The following is a 25,866-nucleotide window of genomic DNA, read 5'->3' as shown; positions in this document are numbered from 1 at the left end:
GGGGGCTCGCCGATAGCGGGCTAGAAGTCCGACGAACAATAAGGAACCCCCATGCCGTTCAGTCGCCTGTCCATCCAGTGGAAGATCACTCTGCTTGCCGGTCTTTGCCTGCTCGCTATCGTGACGCTGCTGGTCGGTGTCTCGATATTCCAGTCCAAGCGCAGTGCCGATCTGGTCAACGCTGCCAGCAGCCAGATGCTCGACAACAGCGCCCGTCTCCGCTTGCAGGCCCGCGCCGAGTTGCAGGCCATGCGCGTCCAGCGCTACTTCATGGACAACTATCAATACGGCAAGGGGTTCTCAAGGCAGGTGCTGTTCCTGAAGGAGCAGGCAGAAAAGCGCTTTCTCGACGCCTTCGACCTGCGCGAAGACCTTAGCCGTCAGGTTCGCACCAGCCTGGAAGCCAACCCGGATATCCTTGGCCTATATCTGGTGTTCGAACCCAACGCCCTCGACGGTAAGGACGAACTCTTCGTCGACCAAGCCGAGCTGGGCAGTAACGACAAGGGCCGCTTCGCCCTGTACTGGGCCCAACCCAGCCCCGGCAAGCTGGAATCGGAGGCGATCACCGAAGAGATGCTGGCCGACACCAGCATCGGCGCCAGCGGATCCCCCTACAACACCTGGTACACCTGCCCGCTCAAGACCGGCGACGCCTGCGTGCTCGACCCCTATTTCGACAACGTCAGCGGCCAGCAGACGCTAATGACCAGTATTGCCTTCCCGCTCCACTTGAACGGCAAGGTGGTCGGCGTCATGGGACTGGATATCAGCCTCACCAGCCTGCAACAGCTCAGCCTTGCCGGTAACAAGGAGCTATTCGATGGCAGCGGTCATGTCAGCATCATCAGCCCAGCGGGCCTGCTCGCCGGTCACAGCCGCGATGCCAGCCTGCTCAGCGCCAAGCTGGACAAAGCCTTTGGCCAGCACGCCAGCGAACTGGGCACGCACCTCTCCGCGGGCAAGAGTGCCGAACTCCATGACGCTGGCATGCTGCGCGTGATGCACCCCTTCAAACCCATCCCCACAGCCGTGCCCTGGAGCGTCCTGCTCGAAGTACCGGAGCAAGTGCTGCTCGGGCCTGCCCTGGAGTTGAAGAGCCAACTCAACCAGCAGAACCACGCTGGAAACCTGGTCAGCCTGCTGCTTGGCCTGGTGGCTGCCATCGCTGGCCTGCTGCTGATCGGGCTGACCGCGCGCGGCGTGACCCGGCCTATCCTCAAGGTCGCTGCCATGTTAAAAGACATCGCCACCGGCGAAGGCGACCTGACCCGCCGCCTCGACTATGTCCGCCAGGACGAATTGGGCGAACTGGCTGGCTGGTTCAACCGCTTCCTCGACAAGCTGCAACCGGTGATCGCAGATGTGAAACGCACGGTGCAGGACGCCCGCGGTACCGCCGACCAATCCGCCGCCATTGCCAGTCAGACCAGCTCCGGGATGCAGCAGCAATACCGCGAAGTGGACCAGGTGGCCACCGCGTCCAACGAGATGAGTGCCACCGCCCAGGACGTTGCCCGCAGCGCCGCCCAAGCCGCGGAAGCCGCCCGAGGTGCCGACCACGCCACCCGCGAGGGCCTCGGCGTGATCGGCAGGACCACCAGCGCCATCGAGCAACTGGCCAGCGAAATGAGCGCGGCGATGGACGAGGTGCAGAATCTGGCAACCAGCAGCGAGCAGATCGGCTCGGTGCTGGAAGTGATCCGAGCCATCGCCGAGCAGACCAACCTGCTAGCGCTCAACGCCGCCATCGAAGCCGCCCGCGCTGGCGAGGCCGGACGCGGCTTCGCGGTGGTGGCCGATGAGGTGCGCAACCTGGCCAAGCGCACCCAGGACTCAGTGGAGGAGATCCGCCAGGTAATCGAAGGCCTGCAGCACGGCACCCGCGAAGTCGTGGGTTCGATGCACAGCAGCCACCGCCAGGCCCAGGGCAGCGTCGAGCAGGTGGAACAGGCGGTGGCCGCGCTGCAGCGCATCGGCGAGGCGGTGACTGTGATCACCGACATGAACCTGCAGATCGCCAGCGCCGCCGAAGAGCAGAGCGCCGTGGCCGAGGAGATCAATCGCAACGTGGCGGCGATCCGCGACGTCACCGAATCGCTCTCCGGCCAGGCCGAGGAATCGGCACAGGTGAGCCAGGCGCTGAACCGCCTGGCCAACCACCAGCAGGGGCTGATGGATCAGTTCCGGGTGTAATCCCGGCGGGAGCGAAATCATTCGCGACGCCTGGAAAGCCGAGCCAATGACCAGCTCCCTCGCCCCCGCCCCCTCTACCCCTGGGAGAGGGGTCAGGGGCGAGGGAAGGTCGGCGCCGTGGGATCAACATACTTGCCCCACCGCCCCGCCCCAGCTAGCCTGCCCACCGTCTTAGCAAGGAAACTCCAAGATGCTGAATATTGTCCTGGTCGCTGGCTCCAGCCGCGACAACAGCCAGTCGGGCAAGGTTGCCCGTTTCACCCGCGAACGTCTGCTCGATCTCGACCTGGCTAGTCCCAGCTCCTGCACTGTCATCGACCTTGGCCAGGGACCACTGCCCTTGTGGCCGGCCGACGACACGGGCCCCTGGGCCGAGTACAAGCAGCTGCTGCAAGCGGCTGATGCCGTCGTCATCATCGCCCCCGAATGGAACGGCATGGCCTGCCCGGCCATCAAGAATTTCTTCATCTATGCGAGCAAGGCCGAGTTGGGTCACAAACCGGGTCTGCTGGTGGGTGTTTCCTCCGGAATCGGCGGCAGCTACCCGATTGCCGAACTGCGGGCCTCCAGCTACAAGAACTGCCGCCTCTGCTACCTGCCGGAGCACCTGATCGTTCGCGGCGTAGAGAAGGTACTGAACGGTGCCGACGCGATCAGCGAAGACGACCAACGCATCCGCGCCCGCCTGGACTACGGCCTGGACATTCTGGCCCGCTACGCCGTCGCGCTCAAACCTGTGCGTGAGGCGATCGACATGAGCATCCCCGCGTTCACCAACGGGATGTGAGCCTCCGGGGGCGAGGTGTGCCGCCTCTCCCTCCCTTACAACAACTGATGCTTGTGCAACAGTCGATAAAAGGTCGGACGCGACACCCCCAACGCCCGTGCCGCATGGCTGAGGTTGTTGCTGTAATGCGCCAGGGCATCACACAGGGCCTGGTACTCTGCTCGCCGCTTGTAGTCTTCCAAGGTGCTGAGGTGGACGCCATCGCCGGCCGAGTGCTGCAGACCGAGGTCCTCCGGCTCGATGGTGCCGCTCTCTGCCAGCGCATAGCCACGCCGCACCCGGCTGGCCAGTTCGCGCACATTGCCCGGCCAACGGTGCCGCGCCATCGCCGCCAGGGCTTCTTCACTGAAATGACTGGCTCGACGCCCCGCCTCGACGCTATAGAGCTCCACAAAATAGGTCGCAAGCAGGGCAATGTCCCCCTGCCGTTTGCGCAGCGGGGTCACCAGCAGCCGACTGGACTCCAGCCATTGTCGCAGTCCTGGGTCGAAGGTCCCCCGCTGCTCACAACTCATCAGATCCTCGCTGGTCGAGGCCAGTAACCGTATATCCAAGGGCAGCACGCCACCATCGGCGTGGTACAGCACTTTGTTGCGCAGGCACTCCAGGAGGCGCTTCTGCAGCTCTAGCGGCAGCTCATGGATGGCTTCGAGAAAGAGCGAGCCCCCATTGGCAGACTCGAGCTTGCCTTGATACCCGAACAGCACAGCGCAGGTTTCAGGCTCAGCAAACACACCGCAGTTGAAGCCAATGAAGGGGCCTGCGACCCGTCGAGACATCCGATGCAGGGTGCGCGCCACCAACTCCTTGCCGGTGCCGCTCTCGCCTACGATCAACACAGGCTTGTCAACCGGGCCAAGACGTCCGAGTTGTTTGCGCAGATCGCGTAGCGGTCGGCTTTGCCCCAGCAGTTCGTGCTCATTCCCCTGATGGCTACCTATCCCGCGCAGACGAGCAATCCCGAAGGCCCGACCGAGCAGGTTGCGCAAACGGGGCAGGTCTGTGGGCAGCGGTAGCGTGTCGAAGAACCACTCGCTGACGAACTCATCCAGGCCTGGCACCGCCAGGCAATCCGGGGCGACCAGGGCAATCCATTCTGTACCGCTCTGACTGATCAGCTGCTTGATGGCTTCTGGATGCAACAGATGTTGTGCGCGTAGCCGCAAGAGACCGAGGTCGTAGGTTGCAGCCGGGACCTGATCAAGGGTCTGACTGGTAACCAGCCAGCCGGCATCCTGCAAGCGCGGCACCATCGCCCTGCATTGATCACAAGGGTCCACCAGGAGAATGCGGTGCGGTACGGATGCCAGATCTTCCAAGGTGTTCGATCCTTGACGTCAATAAGTTGCTTCTCCAATAAAAACAACAGTTTGAAGCCGGTTTCTGTAACGCTAGCAAGAACGTCCGGCCGCTATGGAACGTTTCTCTATAAGACCAATCTCGCTTCGAACTTTGCCCCGGAGAGGCTGAATCGCCGCCCGGCTCCGCCTCGAAATCGCCTGTCTCGGCGCCCGTCGCATTCACAGCTCAGCGCCGGTTACCATCACAGCAGTACGGGCCACGGGGTAATAGCAACTTGCCAACATCCGACACGATTGGCATAACGTAGGCCAAATTTCAAAGTAACAAGGAAGTACTCCATGCGTGTCCTACGCCGTGGACTGACACTGTTGGTGCTGGCGCTTCTTGCCGGCCTGGGCGTCGTCCTCTATTACGTCGCCAATCCAAACCTACCCGACTTCCAGGCGCCGAAGAAGTTGCACTACCTGGGCCAGTGGAGCGAGAGCGAACGCCAGGCCTTTTACTACACCCCGCAGGGCACCCAGGTTAAAGGTCTGCGTTACGACTGGTTCACCGCCCTCGAGCTGCCGTTCTCCCGCGACAAGTTCGCCCGGCCGGAGTACCTCGCCCGATTCGGCTTCCTCATCGACCCTCAGCAGAAGGCCTCCGCGCAAAATCCTGGCAACCTGCCCGTAGGCCTCACCCGGCACCAGAACACAGAAACCGGGGAGCAGTTTCTCGATATCACGTGCTCAGCGTGTCATACCGGCGAGCTTCGCTATAACGGCCAGGCCGTGCGAATCGACGGCGGCGCAGCCCTGCACTCCCTCGCCTCCACCGTGCCGACGCTACGCGGAGGCAGCTTCGGCCAGGCCCTGGGCATGAGCATGGCCTTCACCTACTACAACCCGTTGAAGTTCAATCGATTCGCCGAGCAGGTGCTGGGCGAGCAGTACCCCAAGGGCAAGAAGCAACTGCGCAGCGACTTCAAGCGCGTACTCGACCGCCTGCTTGGAACCGCGTGGAACGACACCCACCGGGGCCTCTACCCGACCGAAGAGGGCTTCGGCCGCACCGACGCCTTCGGCCGCATCGCCAACAGTGTCTATGGCGACGCCATCAGCCCCGACAACTATCGCGTCGCCAATGCCCCGGTCAGTTACCCGCACCTGTGGGATATCTGGAAATTCGACTGGGTCCAATGGAACGGCTCAGCCATGCAGCCCATGGCCCGCAACATCGGCGAAGCCTTGGGCGTTGGCGCTACCCTGCGCCTGTTCCAAACCAATGGCGGCCCGGTACCCGAGGCCGACCGCTATGCTTCCAGCGTCCGCGTGCGTGACCTCCACACCTTGGAGGAAACCCTCAAGCAACTGGCCCCACCCGCCTGGCCGGAATCGGTATTCGGCAAGGTGGACATGTCCCTGGCCAGCAAAGGACGCGCACTCTTCACCGAGAATTGCGCCTACTGCCACGCTGTCAACGCCGTACCGCCAGAACAGCGTCTTGCGCCCGGTCGCAGCCCCGAGTGGCACCTGCGGATCGTACCCACCGACATCGTGGGCACTGACCCCACCGCCGCCGACAATATTGCCGACCACCGCTACGACATCAGCAAGCTCGGCTGGACCCAGGAGCAGTTGGCCAGGCTGGACGTCAAACTGATTGGATCGAGTTCGGACCAAGTGGATTTCAACAACATCTCCAGTGCCAAGGGTCTCGCTTACATCACCGCATTCGTCGAAAACCAGGCCTACAAGCAGGCCGGCATCAGCGGTGAAGAACGTGCCCGCCTGGACGGCTTCGGCCTCCCGATTGGCGTGCAGGAGAAGCGCGGGTACAAAGCCCGCCCCCTGGATGGCATCTGGGCTACTCCGCCCTTCCTGCATAACGGCTCCGTTCCCACACTGTTCCAGGTGCTGTCACCGGTCTCAGAGCGAGCCAAGCAGTTCCATGTCGGCAGCTTCGAGTACGACCCCAAATTCGTCGGCTTCAGAACCGATGCCTTTCCCGGTAGCTTCCTGCTCGATACCTCCATTGTCGGTAACGGCAACCAGGGTCATGAGTTCCGCGACGGCTGCCGCAAGGGCGGCGTGATTGGACGCTTTCTGCCGCCGGACGAACGCCTCGCCCTGATCGAGTACCTCAAGGTGCTGGGCAACCCGACATTGGAAAGCCAGTTGAGCCCCGTCCAACCCAAGCCCTGGAACCCAGGCCCGAGCTGCGAAGGCTGACGCTCCCATAACAAGGAAAACCACATGCTCAAACGTTTCTGGCTTTGGCTCGGTGGCGCGCTCGGCAAACTGCTCCTGCTCATCCTGGCGGTTGGGCTGCTTGGCTGGAGCATGGGCGAAGCCTATTACGGATGGAAGTTCTCCGGTCCGGTGGCGACCGAAGAGGAAATTCCTGCTGCCGAGGCGCGTTACACCGAGGCCATCATCGAAGATGCCGTCCGTATCGTCGAACAGCACCGCGATAACACGCGCGTGCTGCGTGATGCCCACGCCAAGGCCCATGGCTGCGTGCAGGCGGAAGTGACGGTCCTGCCAGACATTAACAACGATCTGCGCGCAGGCGTTTTCAGCGAGCCAGGTAAGACCTGGCAAGCCTGGATGCGCCTGTCCAACGGCAACGCCTACCCGCAGTTCGACCGTGTCCGTGACGCTAGGGGCATGGCCATCAAGCTGCTCGACGTGCCCGGCGAGAAGCTGATGCGCAACCCCGCGCGCCAAGGCGAACAGGACTTCGTGATGTTCAACCACCCGGTGTTCTTCGTTCGCGATGTGGCCGAATACCGGCAGAACTTCGCCGCCCAGGCCAACGGCAACAAGGTCGGCGCCTTTTTCCCGAGCCTGGACCCGCGCACCTGGGAGGTCCGCCACTTGTTCATCGCCCTGAAAACCCTGGCACCGGCGCCGGACAGCCCGGTGAATACCACCTACAGCTCCATCTCCCCGTACAAGCTGGGCGAGGCCAACATCAAGTACCGTGTCATACCGGACCCGCAGAGCTGCCCGCCCTACGAGCGCCCGGAGCAGAACACGGCCCTGCCCAACTTCCTGCGCAGCGCGCTCTACCAACAGCTCTCGCTGGACCGCGTGCCGGCATGCTTCGCCCTCCAGGTACAGAAGCAGAACCCTGCCTACTACATGCCCATCGAAGACACCAGCGTCGAGTGGGACGAGGAGATCTCCCCCTTCGTGACCGTTGCCAGCATCAGGGTGCCCGCCCAGGACTTCGACAGTCGCGAGCAGAACCTCTTCTGCGACAACCTGTCGTTCAACCCTTGGCACGGCTTGCCCGAGCATCGCCCCATCGGCGGCATCAATCGCTTACGCAAGGCGGTGTACGAGGCAGTCAGTGCATATCGGCATGAGCGTAACGAAGCGGGTACCGCTCTCTCCCCCAGCCCCTCTCCCTGAAACGGAGAGGGGTGACGCGAGACTGATGGTTCTGAGCGATAGCTACTGGTTCCGCATCGACCCGAGCCCGCAAGCAATCCCCGCCAAAGCATTTCTCCTCTTCAGGTAAAGGGCCGCCCATCCATCAGCCAACGCAAGAGCCCCCTGCCACCGGTGCTAGCCTTTCCTCTTGCGTACGGGCAACACGCAAGCCCCTACGCGGCCCCGGGCCAAGCCCGTCCCAATGCGGAACCCGCCCGAGGCCACTCAGGCTGTCCGCATCACCTTCGACCCGAAGCCTGTTTCGGACAGCGAACGTCCACAGGTCCCGGAGTCATCACCATGGCTCAGTATCGAAGTGCCTTGCCGCAGATGGAGAATGAACTGTTTCTCACCGACGGCGGCATCGAAACCACCCTGGTCTTCCATGAAGGCATCGCCCTCCCCGACTTCGCTGCATTCGTCCTGCTCAATTACCCTGATGGCCAAACCGCCCTGCGCAAGTACTACCGCGCGTACTGCGACATCGCCAGCCACTATGGCACCGGCCTGATCCTCGAGAGCGCCACCTGGCGGGCCAATCCGGACTGGGCCAACCATCTCGGCTTCACCCCCCAGGGCTTGGCCGAGATAAACCGCCAGGCGATCGTGCTGCTGGAAGAGCTGCGCGCCGAGGTCGAGAGTGGGCGCACCCCCGTGGTCATCAGCGGCTGCATCGGCCCCCGTGGCGATGGCTACGTCCCTGACAAGGCCATGGATGCACACCAGGCCGAGCGCTACCACAGCGAGCAAGTCGGTATCTTCGCCGACACCGCTGCCGACATGGTGACCGCAATCACCATGAACTACGTGGACGAGGCGCTGGGCATTGCACTGGCGGCCCGTGAGGCCGGAATGCCGGTGGCGATTTCCTTTACCGTGGAAACCGATGGCAACCTGCCGACCGGTCAGCCCCTACGCGATGCGATCGAGCAGGTCGATGCCGAAACAGTCGGCTACCCCGCCTACTACATGATCAACTGTGCTCACCCGAGCCACTTTGCCCATGTGCTCGAAGCCGGCGCCCCATGGGTCAGCCGGATACATGGCCTGCGCGCCAATGCCTCGCGCAAGAGCCACGCCGAGCTGAACGAAGCCACCACGCTGGACAGCGGCGACCCCGAGGAGCTGGCCTCCCTGTATGCACAGCTGCGCCAGTGCTTGCCGAACCTCAATGTCATGGGCGGCTGCTGCGGGACCGACCACCGGCACGTCGAACAGATCGCCAAGGTGTGCAAGCCATTGTTCAGGGCAGTCTTGTAGCTCCGAATGGGGGCGAATTCATTCGCCAAGCAGGCCACATCGGCCTGGCCTTCAAGATTGAGGGGCTGCTGCGCAGTCCTTGGCGAATGAATTTGCCCCTGCAGCGAACGAGCCGCCCTCGCATAAATCCGACCAAAGCCCTCAACTATGCTGTAGGTAAACAGCGCCCAGGTGGAGGTCCCCCCCATGATCCGCCGGTTGATCCGCAGGCTCCTGCTGCTGGCCTCGCTGCTGCCGTGCGTGCTGCTGGCTGACGGTAGCGTGACCGTGCTGACGGTCGACGGTGCAATAGGTCCGGCAACGGCTGACTACCTCACCCGTGGCATCGAACGCGCGGAGGAGGACAAGGCACAGCTGGTGGTGGTGCAGATCGATACCCCCGGAGGCCTCGACACATCGATGCGCAGCATCATCAAGGCGATCCTGGCCAGCCCGGTGCCAGTGGCCAGCTTCGTTGCCCCCAGTGGCGCCAGGGCGGCGAGTGCCGGCACCTACATCCTCTACGCCAGTCATATCGCTGCCATGGCACCCGGAACCAACCTCGGCGCCGCCACCCCGGTGCAGATTGGCGGCATGCCCGGCCAGCCGGAGCCAGACAAACCGCGCAAGCAGGACGAGGCAGGCAAGGAGGACAAGGAGGACAAGGGCGAGCAGGCTGCGCCTGCGGGCAATCAGGAGACGCTGACGCGCAAACAGGTAAATGATGCCGCCGCCTACATCCGTGGCCTGGCGCAAATGCGCGGGCGCAACGCCGAATGGGCCGAGCGTGCCGTGCGCGAATCGGTAAGCCTGTCATCCAGCGATGCCATGAAGCAGAAAGTGGTGGACTACCTGGCCAACGACGTCAACGATCTGTTGCGTCAGCTGGACGGCAAGACCGTGGTGGTTGCCGGACAGCAGCTCAAGCTGACCACTGCCGGTGCACCACTGATCCAGCGCGAGCCGGACTGGCGCGCGCAATTGCTGGCAGTCATCACCAACCCGAGCGTGGCGTTGATCCTGATGATGATCGGTGTCTACGGCTTGATCTTCGAGTTCTCCAACCCCGGCTCCGGGGTCGGCGGCGTGATCGGCGGCATCTGCCTGATCCTCGCGCTCTACGCCCTGCAACTGCTACCGGTGAACTTCGCCGGCATCGCCCTGATCCTGCTGGGCATTCTGTTCATGGCCGCGGAGGCCTTCATGCCCAGCTTCGGCGTGATCGGTTTTGGTGGCATTGCCGCCTTCGTCGTCGGTGCCGTGATCCTGATCGACACCGAGGTACCCGGCTTCGGCATCCCCCTGCCCGTGATCGTCACTATCGCACTGGCCAGCGCGGTGCTCATCTTCGCCATCATCGGCATGGCGCTGAAGTCCAGGCGCCAGGCCGTAGTCAGCGGCGACGCGGGGCTCGTCGGCAGTGCGACCATCCTGCTCGACCTCGAGACAAGCGACCCACACGGCGGTTGGGTGCAGCTGCAAGGTGAGCGCTGGCAGGTGCGCAGCTCGGCGCCACTACGAGCCGGGCAACGGGTACGGGTCGTCGCTCGCAAGGGCTTGCTGCTGGACGTAGAGGCGGACGACAGTCCGCCAAAAGGAGCGTAAACATGGGCTTTCCTATCAGTTTCTCCATTGTCCTGTTCCTGATCATCGTGCTGGCAGCATCGGCGATCCGTGTCCTGCGCGAATACGAGCGCGGCGTGGTGTTTCAGCTCGGCCGCTTCTGGAGGGTCAAGGGCCCGGGCCTGGTGCTGATCATCCCGGCGATCCAACAGATGGTCCGGGTGGATTTGCGCACCGTGGTCCTGGACGTGCCGCCGCAGGATGTGATCTCCCGCGACAACGTCTCGGTGAAGGTCAACGCGGTGGTCTACTTCCGCGTCATAGACCCGCAACGGGCAATCATCCAGGTGGAGAACTTCCTCATGGCTACCAGCCAGCTGTCCCAGACCACCCTGCGCTCGGTGCTGGGCAAGCATGAGCTGGACGAGATGCTGGCCGAACGCGAACGCCTCAATGCCGACATCCAGCAGGCACTCGATGCCCAGACCGATGCCTGGGGCATCAAGGTCTCCAACGTGGAGATCAAGCACGTCGACCTCAACGAGACCATGGTCCGCGCCATCGCCCGCCAAGCCGAGGCCGAGCGCGAGCGGCGGGCCAAGGTGATCCATGCCGAAGGTGAGCTGCAGGCCTCCGAGAAGCTGATGCAGGCCGCGGAAATGCTCGGCCGCCAGCCCGGCGCCATGCAATTGCGCTACATGCAGACCCTGAACGCTATCGCCAACGACAAGACCAACACCATCGTCTTCCCACTGCCGGTGGACCTGCTTGGTGGGATGAGCGAGGGATCAGCACGAGGCGAAAAAGGCTGAAACGAATGACTCAGGCCACTACTTTTCCCTAGGTTTTCAGGGATTTCCCCTGAAAATGCCCTGCTATTCGGCGGGGTCGGAGCGAGTGGCTTCCTACACTGAAGACAGGGCAGCGCGAAACAACCCGGGAGGTTGCAATGCGAGTCGGAGTGCCAAAGGAAATCAAGAACCATGAATACCGGGTAGGCCTGACACCCCAGTCAGTGGCCGAGCTGACCCGGCTGGGACATGAAGTCCTGGTGGAAACCAAGGCCGGCGCGGCCATTGGTTTCAGCGACGAGGACTACCGGGCCGCTGGCGCATCTATCGCTGCCAGCGCCGGAGACGTCTTCGAAGGCGCCCAACTGATCGTCAAGGTGAAGGAGCCGCTGACCCAGGAGCGCGCGCGCCTGCGGCCGGACCAGACCCTCTTCACCTACCTCCATCTTGCACCCGATCGGCCGCAAACCGATGAGCTGCTGGCCTCCGGCGCCACCTGCATCGCCTACGAGACCGTAACCGACAGCCATGGGCGCTTGCCATTGCTGGCGCCCATGTCGGAAGTGGCCGGACGCATGTCGATCCAGGCCGGCGCCAACTGCCTTGAGAAGGCCCGAGGTGGTCGCGGCGTCCTGCTCGGCGGTGTGCCGGGCGTAGCCCCTGGCAAGGTAGTGGTGCTCGGCGGCGGGGTCGTGGGTACCCACGCATTGGCGATGGCCGTCGGCCTGGGTGCCGACGTCACGGTGCTGGACAAGAGTGTCGACGCGCTGCGGCGTCTGGACGCGCAATACGGCAATCGCATCACCACGCTCTACTCCACCCATAGCGCCGTGCGCGAGCAGGTGCTGGCGGCGGACTTGGTGATCGGCGGCGTGCTCATCCCCGGCGCGGCCGCGCCCAAACTGATCACCGCCGAAATGGTTGCCAGGATGCAGGAGGGTGCTGTCCTGGTGGATGTCGCCATCGACCAGGGCGGATGCGCGGAAACCTCCCGTGCCACCACTCATGCCGACCCGATCTACATCATCGACGACGTCGTGCATTACTGCGTGGCGAACATGCCCGGCGCCGTGGCACGCACCTCGACGCTGGCCCTGAATAACGCCACGCTGCCCTTCGTCATCGCCCTCGCCCACAAGGGTACGCGCAAGGCACTGGAGGACGACCTGCATCTGCGCCATGGTCTCAACGTGGCCAAAGGGCGACTGACCAACGCCAGCGTTGCCGCCGCCCACCATATGGAATTCGTTCACCTCGATGAGATGGTGAAGCAACTTTAGGAGCCGTCGAGGCTCCGGTGACCACAACACGGCAGGTGCCCGCGGCCCATGTTTGTGTTGTGGTCATTTTTATGCCCACTCAGGGCCGGTAGCCCTGCCCCAGCAACCACCCCTGCACCATCCGCCGCTGCTCGACCGGCAGAGCCACGAGCACTGGCTCAAGCTCCCCACGCAGCGCGCTTCGTACAATGGGCGCCAGCTCGATGCCTTGCAGGTGCCAGATGCCCAGCGGCTGGTCCGCCGTCACCACCACCTCGGCCTCGTCGATCAGGTCACCGCGAATCACCGGCAAGCGCTCGACCCGCACCTGGCTGAAGTCTGGTGGCGTATGCAGCGGCTCAGCATCCGGCCACTGACGCCTGTCGCGCCAGAAGGGCTGCTCCGGCCAACGCTGTTCCATGGCATAGAAATCCCGCCCGGTGCGAGCAAAGCGCAGGAACAGCTGTTCCACCCGTTGCTGGTGGAAACGCTGCGCCAGGTCCGCGCGCTCCGGGCATTGCAGCAGGGTGTTGATCACCGCCGGTGCTTGCAGGGCCGACGACAGCGACTGGAAGATGCCATTGCCGGACAGTGGGTCCACCGCCATCGCCGCATCCCCCACGCGCAGCCAGTTCGGGCCACCGGCTTCATGGAGCAAGATGGCCGTGCTGCTGCGTGCATGCAGGCTGGCGGGCTGCAAGGCCACGTCACCGAACAGCCCGCGCACCAGCGACGAGTCGCCGCGACGCCTGGCGCAATAGGCAGCCAGTTCATCCTTGGCCGGCAGTTCGCTCCTGTTGGCGTCCAGGGTGACCTGCCAATAGCAGCGGCCATCAGCCAGACGTGCCATCCACGACCAGCCATCAGCCAGGCTCTCCACAGCTGAACCGGGCTGACCCGGCGACTCTTGCCACTGGTTCAGCAGGCTCAAGGTTTCCGGCCCGCGCAGCCGGCCACCGGCCAGTGGTGCCTGGCGGCCGCGCGCCTCGACCAGGAAATCCGCCCTGAGCGGCTCCCCGGAGTCGAGGTGGATCAGGTGCCCGCCGGCACTGCTCTCCACCCGCAGCACCCGCGCCTCGATCACGGTCACCCCTGCGGCGTACAAGTCTTCGCGAATCGCCGCGTCGAAGCGCGGACGATCGAGCAGGCATTCCTGGTTGATCGATTGACCGTCGCCATTCCACAACACCTTTCGCGGCGTCGGTGCGTCGGCGCTGGCCAGGGCCCTTTCCAATCCGGCCTGGCGCAGCCCGTCCAGCACACGCTGGGAAACGCCTTCCACCGCAGCGAAGCGTCGCCACTCGCTGACAACACAGGTTTGGTAACCCAGACGACGCAAGCCCAGGGCGACGGCAGCTCCAGCTGGACCCGCGCCAAGCACGGCAATCGACAGCTCAGTCATCGGGCCGCCCTCTCCGCTCTGGGCCGACAAAGGCGGCGCCATCCCGCAGCCAGGCCAGCACCGCATCCCGCCCGGCGCCCGGATGCCGTTGAAGGTTACCGGCGATCATCCCGCAGAGCGCCGCACAACCCACGCTGGCACCCGCCACGCCGTTGACGGCTGCAACCGGCGCACCAAAGTCTGCCTGCGGGCTGTTCAGCCAGGACCATTGCCCTGCCGCACAGCGCGCATCGCCCGTCACACGGATCACGCCAGGGTAGCTGGCCGGATAAACCGGCTCGCCCTGGGCCGGGCTGGAAGCGCAGAGCAGGATGCCGGCGACCTGCGCCAGGGCACAGGCTTCGCGCAGCACGGGTCGGTCGTTGCGCAAGCCGAGGCTAAGATTGACCAACGCCACATCCTGCTCGATCAACCAGTGCAAGGCGCCAGCGATCTGTAGTGGGCTCGTCTGCCAACGGTCGCCGAACACCTGGGCGACATACAGCTCCAGTGGCCCCGCCTGGCGGGTCAAGGTATCGAGGATCGCACTGCCGTGCCCCAGCGCATCCGGCAATGCCTCGCCATCGGCAAGCCCGTCCTCCGATAACCAGAAGCGCCTCGCCGCCAGCACCTGATTGGCCTGGCCCGGCGCGTATCCGCTGTCGATGATGCCAACACGCAATTCAGCGGTCATGATGCTCAACCTCCAATTGCCGCAGCAGGCCATTCTCCAGACGCAGCTCCAGGTCGGCCTGCGCCAGGGTCGAAGGGCGGTGGCTTATGAGGATGCGCGTGCGCCCAGCAAACAGCTGGTCGATGGCTGCAATCACCTCTCGTTCGGTGGCTTCGTCGACTGCCGAGGTAGCTTCGTCCAGCACCAGGATCAGCGGGTCTTGCAGGAGCGCGCGGGCAATGGCGATGCGCTGTTTCTGCCCCCCGGAAAGCTGCTGGCCGCGCTCGCCGAGCTGACTGTCCAGGCCCTGGGGCAGTGATTCGATCAGACTGTCGAGCCGCGCCAGGCGAGCCACCTGCTCCAGGGCCTCGCGGCTGGCATCCGGTGCGGCGTAAGCCAGATTGTCCGCGAGACTGCCGCGAAACAGCACGATGTCCTGGCTGACCACGGCAATGCGCCGGCGCAGGGCCTGCAGGTCCAGCTCCCGCAGGTCGATGCCGTCCAGCAGGATGCGGCCTTCGTCCGGGTCGTAGAACCGTTGCAGCAGATCGATAAGGGTCGACTTGCCAACACCTGAAGCGCCGCTGATGGCCACCTTCAAGCCGCCGGGAATGCCGGCATCGACGCCACGCAATACCGCCTCGTTGCGTTGGTCATGGGCAAAGTGCACCGCTTCCAGACGCAGCTCGCCTGGGCCGTCGGGCATCGAGCGTGGCGAATCGGGCTGGCGCACCGGCACCGGCTCCTGTTGCAGTTCCATTACCCGTCCAAGGCTCACCGTCATGCGTTGCAGGGCGACGTAGAGCCCGAGCAGACTCTGCACCGGCCCCACGGCCATCCCGAGGTAGGTGGAGAACGCAATCAGCGCGCCAAGCTGCCAGGTGCCCTGCACTACCCAGTAGCCGCCTATGAGGAAGGCACAGGCGCGGGACAGCGACGTGAGTGTGCCGGGCACCGCATGGGTGAAGAATTCGGTGACCTGCAGCTTCAGCAGCTGGCTCATATACCCCTGGCCCAAGTGCTCCAGGCGGCGGGATTCACGTTGTTGCTGGCCGGCCGCCTGGATGAATTTCATCGCCGGGAGCGTCTCGACCAGGAAGGATGACACGTCCGCCGAGCGTTCGCGCAGGCTGCGCACCTCGCGCTCCACTTTGCGCCGCATCCAGCGCAGCCAGAGGACTTCGATGGGAATCAGCAGCGCCAGCAGCAACGACAACTGCCAGGACAGCAGCAGCATCAGGGTCACCGCACCGATCAGGCCGATGACGCTGGAAACCGCCGAGAACAGCGAGTCGACGGCGAAGCGCTGGATCTCCGCGACGTCACCATCCAGCCGCGATAACAAGTCACCGATGCGTCGGCGGCCGTAGAAGGCCGGCGAAAGCTGTTGCAGATGCCGATACAGGTCGTCACGCAGGGCAAACAGGATGCGCCCGGAAAGCCGCGTGTGCAGGTAGCGGTTAATGCCAGAGAGCACAGTCCCAAGGATGCCGACTGCGATCATCGCCATGGCCACCTGCACCAACTTGCCGAAGTCCTTGGCCAGGAGGCCATCGTCGATCAGAGTCTTGGTCAGCCAGGGTTGCGCCAGTACCAGCAGGGAGGCGCCGAAGGAGAGGCCGAGTAGTAACAGGATGGCTCGCAGGTGCGGACGCACGAAGCCGTAGAGCCACTCCATGGCCCGGCGCAGCAGTTCGGGGTCGCTGGTTTCGACAAGTTTGAGGAAGAAGCGGGTCATCGGGTAATGGCCAGGGATTGCAGGTTCATTGTGGGGGCGAATTCATTCGCTATGGGCTGCAACGCAGCCCCCTTGAGCCTTGCAGGGCAGACCTGCGGTCTGCTTGGCGAATGAATTCGCCCCCACAGGGCACCCGCCCCACATTGGCAACACGGCCGACTCATCCGCGCAGCTGCTTCAGCTTGCGGTAAAGGGTGGCGCGGCTGATGCCGAGGGAGTCGGCCGCCGCCGAGACATTGCCCTGGTGCCGCTCCAGCGAGCTGCGGATCAGCTCCAGCTCGTTCTCGCGGATGCTACCGGGCTGGCGGCAGCTGGCGGTCAGTTCGTCCAGCAGGCTGTCGGTGAGATGGTCGAGGCCCAGCACGGTCTCGCCATCCTCGCGCATGGCAAGCGCCGAACGCAGGACCATCTCCAACTGACGGATGTTGCCTGGCCAGTCGTAGCCCGACAGCAACTCGGTCAGGTCCTTGTCGAGGGTGACCTGGGCCGCGCCGAGCTTGTCCAGCACGCCGTTGATCATGGCCGCCAGGTCCTCGCGTTCGCGCAGGGCCGGTAGGCGCAGGCTGACGCCGTTGACGCGGTAGTAAAGGTCTTCGCGGAAGTGTTTTTCCTGGACCAATCGTTTGAGGTCGCGGTGGGTGGCGCAGATCACCGCCACGTCGATCTCCTGCTCTTCCCCGGCACCTAGTGGTGCCACTTTGCGCTCCTGCAATACACGCAGCAGGCGCGCCTGGAGGCTGAGCGGCATATCGCCAATTTCATCGAGGAACAATGTGCCGCCGTGGGCCTGCATCAACCGGCCGACCATGCCGCCCTTGCGCGAGCCTGTGAAGGCCCCCTCGCGATAGCCAAAGAGCTCGGACTCGATCAACCCCTCAGGAATCGCCGCACAGTTGACCGCCACGAAGGGCTTGTCAGCCCGCGCACTGGCCTGGTGCAGGGCGCGTGCCACGACTTCCTTGCCGGTGCCGGTCTCGCCCAGCAGCAGCACCGGCAGATCGCCGGCCAGGCCCTGCCGCGCCATGCGCAGGGACCGGGCAAAACGGCTGTCACGGCCGGCCAGCTCCTCCAGCACCTGTGGCTTGGCCGCAGAAGTCTTGGATGCCGAGACAGTGCCACCGATGCTGGTATGACGAGGCACCTGTAAAGCACGGAAAAAAAACTCGCCCTTGGCGGTCTGCACACTGCTCACGCCGCCCTGCATCAAGCGCGCCATGAACTGCGGGGATCGGCTGCCCAGCAGGTCGCTGCTACGACGCCCAACCAGCACCTGGCGCGACACCTGCAACAGGCAGCAGGCCTGCTCGTTGGCCGCCACCACCTCGCCATCGAGGCTCAGCGCCAGCAACCCGTGCCAGGCAGAGCCGAGGTATTGAGGGCGGTGATGGAAAGCCAGCACCAGATCGTCGGGATAGCACAGTGCGAACAGACGACTCTCGATGTTGCTGGCGGCGAGCATCAGCGTTGCCAGGTTGTCCTGGGGCTGGGCCATGACGCCGTCACGGGTCAGGTCGAGGACGCCGATGACTCGTCCCTGCGGGTCTTTGATCGGCACCGAGGTGCAGGAAAAGCGGCTGAGCCGATCCAGGTAATGCTCACCGCAATTGATCAGGGTCGGACGCCCTTCCACCACGGCAGTGCCAATGGCATTGGTGCCGCGCAGGGATTCGCTCCAGCAAGTGCCGGGCTTGAGGTCGCGCAGACCAAAGGTATTGAGGTGTTCGGTCTGGCCCTCGACCGCCAGCACGTTGGCCTGTGCGTCGCCGAGGATCACCAGCCCACCCTTGCCCTGCTGGCTGACCAGGTATTCGAGCTCCGGGGTCGCAGCATCGATCAGCAGGCGGTTGCTCGCCAGCAACAGTTGCAGGTCCGGGTCCTGCTGCAGGCCAATCTGCTCGCCCTCAAGGCAGTTCAGCCCGTAGCCGAGGCTGCGCCGCCACGAAGCGTCGATTTCCTCGCGCAGCATGCCCTGGGGCAACTCACCCTCATTGAGCAGCTTCAATCGAGCCTGCCGGGATTCGTGAAGGGGGTCGGCTGCCATTGTTATTCGTATGTCTTGCGCCATCTCTCGCTCCAGCGCGCCTGGGTCGTCGCACGCCCTGAATGTCTACACCTGCCGCCCTCGTCCGTAAAGAGCGGAGACCCACAGCAGACGAGTAACAAGCCACTGCTGGCACCTGCGGGAGTCTGATGCGGCGGAGTTGACAGTCAGGTTGGCACAGGTTTACGTTAACGTAAAGGTAAACACAGCTATGAGCCCTGACCATGTCCACGACCTACAGCATTTCCGACCTGGCCCGCGAACTGGATGTGACCACCCGCGCCATCCGCTTCTATGAAGAGCAAGGCATGCTCAGCCCCGAGCGCCGTGGCCAGGAGCGCATCTACAGCCCGAAGGACCTGGTGGCCCTCAAGCTGATCCTGCGCGGCAAGCGCATCGGTTTCTCCCTGGCCGAGTGCAAGGAGCTGATCGACCTCTACGATCCCAGCAGCGGCAATCGCAAGCAGCTGGAGACCTTCATGGGCAAGATCGCCGCGCGCCGCGCCCAACTCGAACAGCAACTGCTGGACATCCAGCAGATGCAGCTGGAACTGGATACCGCCGAGGAGCGTTGCCTCGCTGCCCTCGCCGAAACCAAGCAGAAACAAGGCGTCAACGCCTGATTTCTTCCTTCCCCAAACAATGACAAGCACAGGTGGAACCATGACTTACTCGAGCCTGAACTTCGCCCTCGGCGACACCATCGACATGCTGCGCGAGCAGGTACAAGCCTTCGTCGCCGCCGAGCTGGCGCCACGCGCCGCCGAAATCGACCAGGAAAACGCGTTTCCCATGGACATGTGGCGCAAGTTCGGCGACATGGGCCTGCTCGGCGTCACCGTTGAAGAAGAGTACGGCGGCTCTGGCCTCGGCTATCTGGCCCACGTGATCGCCATGGAAGAGATCAGCCGTGGCTCGGCCTCGGTCGCCCTCTCATACGGTGCCCACTCCAACCTCTGCGTCAACCAGATCAAGCGCAATGGCAATGCCGAACAGAAGGCCAAGTACCTGCCCAAGCTGGTCAGCGGCGAGCATGTCGGCGCCCTGGCCATGAGCGAGCCGAATGCCGGCTCCGACGTGGTCTCCATGAAGCTGCGCGCCGACAAGAAGGGCGACCGCTTCGTCCTCAACGGCAGCAAGACCTGGATCACCAACGGCCCGGATGCCAACACCTATGTGATCTACGCCAAGACCGACCTTGACAAGGGCCCCCACGGTATCACCGCGTTCATCGTCGAGCGTGACTGGAAAGGCTTCTCCCGCAGCAACAAGTTCGACAAGCTGGGCATGCGCGGCTCCAACACCTGTGAGCTGTTCTTCGACGACGTGGAAGTGCCGCAAGAGAACGTCCTGGGCGTGCTCAACGGTGGCGTGAAAGTCCTGATGAGCGGCCTGGACTATGAGCGCGTGGTGCTGTCTGGCGGCCCGGTCGGCATCATGCAGGCCTGCATGGACGTCGTCGTACCCTACATTCACGACCGCAAGCAGTTCGGTCAGAGCATCGGCGAGTTCCAGTTCATCCAGGGCAAGGTGGCCGACATGTACAGCCAGCTCGCCGCCAGCCGCGCCTACCTCTATGCCGTGGCCCAGGCCTGCGACCGTGGCGAGACCACCCGCAAGGACGCCGCCGGCGTGATCCTCTACACGGCCGAGCGCGCTACCCAGATGGCGCTGGAAGCCATCCAGATCCTTGGTGGCAACGGCTACATCAATGAGTTCCCCACCGGCCGACTGCTGCGCGACGCCAAGCTCTATGAGATCGGCGCCGGCACCAGCGAGATCCGCCGCATGCTGATCGGCCGCGAGCTGTTCAACGAGACTCGCTGATCGCCAACACCGCACCCCTGTAGGAGCGAGCTTGCTCGCGAACAAGCCTTCGCGAGCAAGCCGGCTCCTACAGGAAAGAGGCGGCACAACATTCGATGGAGCGCGCCAGATGGCCATCCTGCACACCCAGATCAACACCCGCACCCCCGAATTCGCCCGCAACAGCGCGGCTATGTTCGAACAGGTCACGGCCCTGCACGGGCTGCTCGGCCGTATCCACGAAGGCGGCGGCGCCAAAGCCCAGGAGCGCCACACCTCACGTGGCAAGCTGCTGCCGCGCGAACGCATCAACCGCCTGCTGGACCCGGGCTCTCCCTTCCTGGAGATCGGCCAACTGGCCGCCCATGAGGTCTATGGCGAGGACGTTCCCGCCGCTGGCGTGGTTGCCGGCATCGGCCGCGTGGAAGGCGTGGAATGCATGATCGTGGCCAACGACGCCACGGTGAAAGGCGGCTCCTACTACCCGCTGACGGTGAAGAAGCACTTGCGCGCCCAGGCCATCGCCCAGCAGAACCGCTTGCCCTGCATCTACCTGGTGGACTCCGGCGGCGCCAACCTGCCGCGCCAGGACGAAGTGTTCCCCGACCGCGAGCATTTCGGCCGCATCTTCTTCAACCAGGCCAACATGAGCGCCCAAGGCATCCCGCAGATCGCCGTGGTAATGGGCTCCTGCACCGCAGGCGGCGCCTACGTGCCGGCCATGAGCGACGAAACCATCATGGTGCGCAACCAGGCCACGATCTTCCTTGCCGGCCCGCCGCTGGTGAAGGCCGCCACCGGCGAAGTGGTGAGCGCCGAGGACCTGGGAGGCGCCGACGTCCACTGCAAGACTTCGGGCGTGGCCGACCACTACGCCGAGAGCGACGAGCACGCTCTTGCCCTCGCCCGCCGCAGCATCGCCAACCTCAACTGGCGCAAGCAGGGTGAACTGAATCGCCGCGAGCCGCTCCTGCCGCGCCATCCGGCCGAAGAGCTGTACGGCGTGATCCCGGCCGATGCCAAGCAGCCGTTCGACGTGCGCGAAGTCATCGGGCGCCTGGTCGACGACTCCGAATTCGATGAGTTCAAGGCCCTGTTCGGCACCACCCTCGTCTGCGGTTTCGCTCACCTGCACGGCTACCCCATCGCCATCCTGGCGAACAACGGCATCCTCTTCGCGGAAGCCGCGCAGAAAGGTGCACACTTCATCGAACTGGCCTGCCAGCGCGGCATTCCGCTGCTGTTCCTGCAGAACATCACCGGCTTCATGGTCGGCCAGAAGTACGAAGCCGGCGGCATCGCCAAGCATGGTGCCAAGCTGGTGACGGCGGTGGCTTGCGCCAAGGTGCCGAAGTTCACCGTGATCATCGGCGGCAGCTTCGGCGCCGGTAACTACGGCATGTGCGGCCGCGCCTATGACCCGCGTTTCCTGTGGATGTGGCCCAACGCGCGGATCGGCGTAATGGGCGCCGAGCAGGCCGCCGGCGTACTGGCCCAGGTCAAGCGCGAACAGAGCGAACGCGCCGGCCACAACCTGAGTGCCGAAGAAGAAGCGAAGATCAAGCAGCCGATCCTCGAGCAGTACGAGCGCCAGGGGCATCCGTACTACTCCAGTGCGCGGCTCTGGGATGACGGCGTCATCGACCCGGCCCAAACCCGCGACGTGCTGGGGCTGGCGCTGTCCGCCAGCCTCAATGCCCCGATCGAGCGGACCACCTTCGGCGTGTTCCGCATGTAAATCCTGCTTGCGAGTGGTGGGACCAACGTAGGAGCCAGCTTGCTGGCGAACCCGGGCACCACCGTTGATCGTGAGCAAGCTCGCTCCTACAGGAGAGAACGATGACCGACTTCACCACCCTGCAACTGGACATCACCAGCAACGGCGTTGCCACGCTCTGGCTGAATCGTCCGGAAAAGAACAACGCCTTCAACGCCGGGATGATCCGCGAGTTGATCCTCGCCCTCGACGCCGTCAAGGCTGCCCCCAATGTACGTTTCCTGATCCTGCGCGGCCGTGGCCGGCACTTCTCCGCCGGCGCGGACCTGGCCTGGATGCAGGAATCCGCCAAGCTCGACTACAACTCCAACCTGGACGATGCCCGCGAGCTGGCCGAGCTGATGTACAACCTTTACCACCTCAAGGTGCCGACCCTTGCCGTAGTGCAAGGTGCGGCCTTTGGTGGTGCGCTGGGCCTGATCAGCTGCTGCGACATGGCCATCGGCGCCAAGGACGCGCAGTTCTCCCTCTCCGAAGTGCGTATCGGCCTGGCCCCGGCGGTGATCAGCCCCTTCGTGGTACAGGCCATCGGGGAACGCGCGGCGCGCCGCTACGCCCTGACCGCCGAGCGTTTCAGCGGAGAAACAGCCCGTGAGCTCGGCCTGCTCGCCGAGTGCTACCCGATCGATACGCTGGACGAGGCGGTCAATGACTGGACCACCAACCTGCTGCAGAACAGCCCGCAAGCGATGAGCGCGACCAAGGACCTGCTCCGCGAGGTCGCCAGTGGTGCCCTCAGCCCAGGCCTGCGCCGCTATACCGAAAGCGCCATCGCTCGCATCCGCGTGAGCCCCGAAGGCCAGGAGGGCCTGCGTGCTTTCCTGGAGAAACGCAAACCGTCCTGGCAGGAGCCACAACAATGATCACCACCCTGCTGATCGCCAACCGTGGCGAAATCGCCTGCCGCGTCATGCGCACTGCCAAGGCCCTCGGCATTCGTACCGTGGCCGTGCACAGCGCCATCGACCGCAATGCCCGCCACGTGCGCGAGGCGGACATCGCCGTCGACCTGGGCGGCGCCAAACCCGCCGAAAGCTACTTGCTGGTGGACAAGCTGATCGCTGCCGCCAAGACCAGCGGCGCCCAGGCCATCCACCCGGGCTACGGCTTCCTCTCGGAGAACGCCGGCTTCGCCCGTGCCATCGCCGAGGCTGGCCTGATCTTCCTTGGCCCACCGGCCTCCGCCATCGACGCCATGGGCAGCAAGTCTGCCGCCAAGGCGCTGATGGAAGCCGCCGGCGTGCCCCTGGTGCCCGGTTATCACGGCGAGGCCCAGGATCTGGAAACCTTCCGCGCCGCGTCCGAGCGCATCGGCTACCCGGTGCTGCTGAAGGCCGCTGCCGGCGGTGGCGGCAAGGGCATGAAGGTGGTCGAGCGCGAAAGCGAGCTGGCCGAGGCCCTCGCCTCCGCCCAGCGTGAGGCGCAGTCGGCCTTTGGCGACTCGCGCATGCTGGTGGAGAAGTACGTCCTCAAGCCGCGCCACGTGGAAATCCAGGTATTCGCCGACAGCCACGGCAACTGCCTGTATCTCAACGAGCGCGACTGCTCGATCCAGCGCCGCCACCAGAAGGTCGTGGAGGAAGCACCGGCCCCCGGCCTCTCCGCCGAACTGCGCCGCGCCATGGGCGAAGCCGCCGTGCGCGCGGCCCAGGCCATCGGTTATGTCGGCGCTGGCACCGTGGAGTTCCTGCTGGATGAGCGCGGCGACTTCTTCTTCATGGAGATGAACACCCGCCTGCAGGTGGAGCACCCGGTCACCGAAGCCATCACCGGCCTCGATCTGGTGGCCTGGCAAATCCGCGTCGCCCGTGGCGAGGCCCTGCCGATCACCCAGGAACAGGTGCCGCTGCTAGGCCACGCCATCGAAGTGCGCCTCTACGCCGAAGATCCGGAGCAGGACTTCCTGCCCGCCAGCGGCCGCCTGGCCCTCTACCGCGAGGCCGCCCACGGCCCGGGTCGTCGGGTGGACAGTGGCGTGGCCGAAGGCGATGAAGTATCCCCCTTCTACGACCCAATGCTGGCCAAGCTGATCGCCTGGGGTGAAACCCGCGAGGAAGCCCGTCAGCGCTTGCTGGCCATGCTCGACGAAACCGCCGTGGGCGGCTTCAAGACCAACCTGGCGTTCCTGCGCCGCGTACTGGCCCACCCGGCCTTTGCCGCCGCCGAGCTGGATACCGGCTTCATAGGCCGCTACCAGGAACAACTGCTGCCTGCCCCCGCCGAACTGCCCGAGACCTTCTGGCAACTGGCCGGCGAAACCTTCCGCCAGAGCGAAGCACAGCGCATTCGCAGTGATGATCCCTACTCGCCCTGGAGCCATCACAACGGCTGGCGCGCCGGTCTGCCCAGCGAAATCGACCAGCACCTGATTGCCGGTAACGAACGCCGTGTGGTGCGTCTGCGCGGCGCGGCCGCCAGCCCGATCTGCCTGTCCGGCGAGCACATCACCGTCGAGCAAGACGGCCTGCGTCGCCAGCACCTGGCGATCCGCCGAGGCGAAACGCTCTACCTTGAGTGGGACGGCGAACTGCGCAGCGTCACGCGCGTCGACCCGATCGAGGAAGTGGAAGCCAGCCACAGCCATCACGGCGGGCTGACGGCGCCGATGAACGGCAGTATCGTGCGCGTGCTGGTGGAAGCTGGCCAGAAGGTCGAAGCAGGTACCGCCCTGGTGGTGCTGGAAGCCATGAAGATGGAACACAGCATCCGCGCGCCCCACGACGGCGTGATCAAGGCGCTGTATTGCGGCGAAGGCGAGCTGGTCAACGAAGGCACCGCCCTCGTCGAGTTGGAAGAGGCCTGAGGTCCGCAGTGACACCTCGTAGGATGAGTCGGGTTCAGCGGAACGCTACCCGTTCCATCCTACGGTACTGAACTCCGGTGCATTGAGAGATGACGCAATGAATATTCCAAGCAAGGTCCGCCTGGTCGAAGTCGGCCCGCGCGACGGCCTGCAGAACGAGAAACAACCCATCAGCGTCGCCGACAAGGTGACCCTGGTGGACGACCTGACCGCCGCCGGCCTCGGCTATGTCGAGGTGGGCAGCTTCGTCTCGCCCAAGTGGGTGCCGCAGATGGCCGGTTCGGCCGAGGTCTTCGCGCAGATCCAGCGCAAGGCCGGGGTCACCTACGCCGCCCTGGCACCAAACCTGAAGGGCTTCGAGGCCGCCCTGGAGGCCGGGGTGAAGGAAGTGGCTGTGTTCGCCGCCGCTTCCGAGTCCTTCTCGCAAAAGAACATCAACTGCTCCATCGCCGAAAGCCTGGAACGTTTCGTGCCGGTCATCGACGCGGCGCGAGCCCAGGGCATCAGTGTACGCGGCTATGTTTCCTGTGTGCTGGGCTGCCCCTACGAGGGCACTGTCCCCGCCGAGCAAGTGGCCAGCGTGGCCGCCGAGCTGTACGCCATGGGCTGCTATGAAGTCTCCCTCGGCGACACCATCGGTACTGGCACCGCAGGCGCTACCCGCCATATGTTCGAAGTCGTCGGCGCCAAGGTTCCCCGTGACAAGCTCGCTGGCCACTTCCATGACACCTATGGCCAGGCCGTGGCGAACGTTTACGCCGGCCTGCTGGAAGGCATCGCGGTGTTCGACAGCTCGGTCGCCGGCCTCGGTGGCTGCCCCTACGCCAAGGGTGCCACCGGCAACGTCGCCACCGAAGATGTGCTCTACCTGCTGAACGGGTTGGGCATCGAGACAGGCATCGACATGGATAAGCTCATTGCGGCTGGCCAGCGCATCTGCGCGGTGCTGGGCAAAGAGAATGGCTCGCGGGTAGCGCGCGCCAGGCTGGCGAGTTCGAGCTGAAGCTCGATTGAGGTTCCCCTCTTGGCCGCGATGCTTCGGGATCGCGGCCTTTTTATTGCTTTATCCGCCGCCCTCTCCCCCGGCC

Annotated in this window: 19 protein-coding genes and 1 pseudogene; 15 read left to right on the top strand and 5 right to left on the bottom strand. The window is 64.4% G+C overall.

Features of this window, described 5'->3' with window-relative positions; all coding sequences use genetic code 11:
- Positions 1–51: 51 nt before the first annotated feature.
- The 3 genes and pseudogenes from OXH74_RS18330 to OXH74_RS18320 all read left to right on the top strand — a co-directional run.
- A pseudogene (locus OXH74_RS18330) lies at positions 52–1,338 on the top strand (HAMP domain-containing protein); the annotation flags it as partial.
- Between the two features lie 102 nt (positions 1,339–1,440).
- The gene (locus OXH74_RS18325; protein WP_375741645.1) at positions 1,441–2,196 is read left to right on the top strand and encodes a methyl-accepting chemotaxis protein; all 756 of its coding nucleotides are present in this window, start codon (positions 1,441–1,443) and stop codon (positions 2,194–2,196) included.
- A gap of 190 nt (positions 2,197–2,386) precedes the next feature.
- A complete protein-coding gene (locus OXH74_RS18320) occupies positions 2,387–2,983 on the top strand; it encodes an NADPH-dependent FMN reductase (RefSeq protein ID WP_375738239.1) in 597 nt (198 codons plus the stop codon).
- 35 nt (positions 2,984–3,018) lie between these two features.
- Here OXH74_RS18320 and OXH74_RS18315 read toward each other — a convergent pair whose 3' ends face one another.
- On the bottom strand, positions 3,019–4,293 hold the full coding sequence (locus OXH74_RS18315) for a sigma-54-dependent transcriptional regulator (protein ID WP_375741644.1): 1,275 nt from the start codon (positions 4,291–4,293) through the stop codon (positions 3,019–3,021).
- Between the two features lie 330 nt (positions 4,294–4,623).
- Between OXH74_RS18315 and OXH74_RS18310 the strand changes: the two genes are divergently transcribed.
- From OXH74_RS18310 to ald, 6 genes are all read left to right on the top strand, one after another.
- Entirely contained in the window at positions 4,624–6,498 is a 1,875-nt protein-coding gene (locus OXH74_RS18310) for a di-heme-cytochrome C peroxidase (RefSeq protein ID WP_375738238.1), read from the top strand.
- Between the two features lie 24 nt (positions 6,499–6,522).
- Positions 6,523–7,686: a catalase family protein gene (locus OXH74_RS18305; protein WP_375738237.1), complete on the top strand. Its 1,164-nt coding sequence runs from the start codon at positions 6,523–6,525 to the stop codon at positions 7,684–7,686.
- Positions 7,687–8,007: 321 nt separating this feature from the next.
- On the top strand, positions 8,008–8,967 hold the full coding sequence (locus tag OXH74_RS18300) for a homocysteine S-methyltransferase family protein (RefSeq protein WP_375738236.1): 960 nt from the start codon (positions 8,008–8,010) through the stop codon (positions 8,965–8,967).
- A gap of 186 nt (positions 8,968–9,153) precedes the next feature.
- On the top strand, positions 9,154–10,551 hold the full coding sequence (locus tag OXH74_RS18295) for a nodulation protein NfeD (RefSeq protein WP_375738235.1): 1,398 nt from the start codon (positions 9,154–9,156) through the stop codon (positions 10,549–10,551).
- 2 nt (positions 10,552–10,553) lie between these two features.
- On the top strand, positions 10,554–11,321 hold the full coding sequence (locus OXH74_RS18290; protein ID WP_375738234.1) for a slipin family protein: 768 nt from the start codon (positions 10,554–10,556) through the stop codon (positions 11,319–11,321).
- Positions 11,322–11,458: 137 nt separating this feature from the next.
- Positions 11,459–12,580, top strand: coding sequence for an alanine dehydrogenase (ald, locus tag OXH74_RS18285; protein ID WP_375738233.1), 1,122 nt, complete (start codon positions 11,459–11,461; stop codon positions 12,578–12,580).
- Between the two features lie 79 nt (positions 12,581–12,659).
- Here ald and OXH74_RS18280 read toward each other — a convergent pair whose 3' ends face one another.
- From OXH74_RS18280 to OXH74_RS18265, 4 genes are all read right to left on the bottom strand, one after another.
- Complete coding sequence (locus OXH74_RS18280; protein WP_375738232.1) at positions 12,660–13,961, bottom strand: NAD(P)/FAD-dependent oxidoreductase; 1,302 nt, start codon at positions 13,959–13,961, stop codon at positions 12,660–12,662.
- Entirely contained in the window at positions 13,954–14,634 is a 681-nt protein-coding gene (locus OXH74_RS18275; protein ID WP_375738231.1) for a peptidase S8 and S53 subtilisin kexin sedolisin, read from the bottom strand. Before OXH74_RS18275 ends, OXH74_RS18280 begins: the two co-directional genes overlap by 8 nt.
- Positions 14,624–16,351, bottom strand: coding sequence for an ABC transporter ATP-binding protein (locus OXH74_RS18270; protein ID WP_375738230.1), 1,728 nt, complete (start codon positions 16,349–16,351; stop codon positions 14,624–14,626). The genes OXH74_RS18275 and OXH74_RS18270 overlap by 11 nt, the downstream gene beginning before the upstream one ends.
- 160 nt (positions 16,352–16,511) lie before the next feature.
- Positions 16,512–18,416 (bottom strand): sigma-54-dependent Fis family transcriptional regulator, encoded by a 1,905-nt coding sequence (locus OXH74_RS18265; RefSeq protein ID WP_375738229.1) that lies wholly within the window; start codon positions 18,414–18,416, stop codon positions 16,512–16,514.
- Positions 18,417–18,616: 200 nt separating this feature from the next.
- Here OXH74_RS18265 and OXH74_RS18260 point away from each other — a divergent pair, with 200 nt between their 5' ends.
- The 6 genes from OXH74_RS18260 to OXH74_RS18235 all read left to right on the top strand — a co-directional run bounded on the left by OXH74_RS18260 (position 18,617) and on the right by OXH74_RS18235 (position 25,781).
- Positions 18,617–19,015 carry a MerR family DNA-binding transcriptional regulator gene (locus tag OXH74_RS18260; protein ID WP_375738228.1) on the top strand — a complete coding sequence of 133 codons (399 nt, stop codon included), beginning with the start codon at positions 18,617–18,619 and terminating at the stop codon, positions 19,013–19,015.
- Positions 19,016–19,055: 40 nt separating this feature from the next.
- Positions 19,056–20,219: an isovaleryl-CoA dehydrogenase gene (locus tag OXH74_RS18255; RefSeq protein ID WP_375738227.1), complete on the top strand. Its 1,164-nt coding sequence runs from the start codon at positions 19,056–19,058 to the stop codon at positions 20,217–20,219.
- A gap of 109 nt (positions 20,220–20,328) precedes the next feature.
- Positions 20,329–21,936 (top strand): carboxyl transferase domain-containing protein, encoded by a 1,608-nt coding sequence (locus OXH74_RS18250; protein WP_375738226.1) that lies wholly within the window; start codon positions 20,329–20,331, stop codon positions 21,934–21,936.
- Positions 21,937–22,037: 101 nt separating this feature from the next.
- Positions 22,038–22,838, top strand: a complete 801-nt coding sequence (locus OXH74_RS18245; RefSeq protein WP_375738225.1) for a gamma-carboxygeranoyl-CoA hydratase — start codon at positions 22,038–22,040, stop codon at positions 22,836–22,838.
- Positions 22,835–24,778 (top strand): acetyl-CoA carboxylase biotin carboxylase subunit, encoded by a 1,944-nt coding sequence (locus OXH74_RS18240; RefSeq protein ID WP_375738224.1) that lies wholly within the window; start codon positions 22,835–22,837, stop codon positions 24,776–24,778. The genes OXH74_RS18245 and OXH74_RS18240 overlap by 4 nt, the downstream gene beginning before the upstream one ends.
- A 97-nt stretch (positions 24,779–24,875) precedes the next feature.
- Positions 24,876–25,781, top strand: a complete 906-nt coding sequence (locus tag OXH74_RS18235) for a hydroxymethylglutaryl-CoA lyase (protein WP_375738223.1) — start codon at positions 24,876–24,878, stop codon at positions 25,779–25,781.
- The last annotated feature ends 85 nt before the right edge of the window (positions 25,782–25,866 follow it).

Origin of the sequence: Metapseudomonas boanensis (assembly GCF_042232855.1) — a bacterium.
In the GTDB taxonomy this organism is placed as follows: Bacteria; Pseudomonadota; Gammaproteobacteria; order Pseudomonadales; family Pseudomonadaceae; genus Metapseudomonas; species Metapseudomonas boanensis.
This window is presented reverse-complemented; position numbering and strand designations above follow the sequence as displayed.